We start from the raw sequence: 799 nt of genomic DNA on the forward strand, positions 1-799 counted from the left end.
AGGCACGCCGCCAGCGTTCGTCCTGAGCCAAGATCAAACTCTCCATGAAAGTTTTGATGCTTTGTGCTCGTTAGAGCTGACGTTGATCTTACGATCATGTCGTTTAGTTCGTAATTGGTTGTTTTGTTCAGTTTTCAAAGATCAATGGTGGGCCTAAGTGGACTCGAACCACCGACCTCACGCTTATCAGGCGTGCGCTCTAACCAGCTGAGCTATAGGCCCATATCACTTAATTGTAATAGTGGAGCGGGTGAAGGGAATCGAACCCTCGACATCAGCTTGGAAGGCTGAGGTTTTACCACTAAACTACACCCGCATTATAAAATGTTTCATTCGGTTGGTTGGTACTACTGGTCGGGAAGACAGGATTTGAACCTGCGGCCCCTTGGACCCAAACCAAGTGCTCTACCAAGCTGAGCTACTTCCCGAAGAAATAATGGCGCGCCCGAGAGGAGTCGAACCCCTAACCTTTTGATCCGTAGTCAAACGCTCTATCCAATTGAGCTACGGGCGCTTATTAAGAACAACTTTTATATTGTATCATTTAACTCATAACTTGTCAACACTTTTTTTGGTGCGGCCGAGAGGACTTGAACCTCCACGGGTTATTCACCCACTAGGCCCTCAACCTAGCGCGTCTGCCATTCCGCCACGACCGCTTAAAGTCAAAAGAAAAATGCTGCCTGTGTTTCACAGCATCGGCAGATCTATATGATCATCCTTTGCTTTAAACAGATGAGCCATGAAGGACTCGAACCTTCGACCCTCTGATTAAAAGTCAGATGCTCTACCAACTGAG

The 799-nt window shown here is 47.3% G+C and carries 6 tRNA genes; all 6 read right to left on the reverse strand.

Going from position 1 to position 799, the window contains the following annotated elements:
- Positions 1-145: 145 nt before the first annotated feature.
- Positions 146-222, reverse strand: a tRNA-Ile gene (locus AE2B122_RS13910).
- 20 nt (positions 223-242) lie between these two features.
- Positions 243-316, reverse strand: a tRNA-Gly gene (locus AE2B122_RS13915).
- 35 nt (positions 317-351) lie between these two features.
- Positions 352-428 (reverse strand) — tRNA-Pro (locus AE2B122_RS13920).
- A 9-nt stretch (positions 429-437) separates the two neighbouring features.
- Positions 438-514 (reverse strand) — tRNA-Arg (locus AE2B122_RS13925).
- A 58-nt stretch (positions 515-572) separates the two neighbouring features.
- A tRNA-Leu gene (locus tag AE2B122_RS13930) sits at positions 573-659 on the reverse strand.
- A gap of 80 nt (positions 660-739) precedes the next feature.
- A tRNA-Lys gene (locus AE2B122_RS13935) sits at positions 740-799 on the reverse strand.

This window comes from Terribacillus sp. AE2B 122 (assembly GCF_902497585.1).
In the GTDB taxonomy this organism is placed as follows: domain Bacteria; phylum Bacillota; class Bacilli; order Bacillales; family Amphibacillaceae; genus Terribacillus; species Terribacillus saccharophilus_A.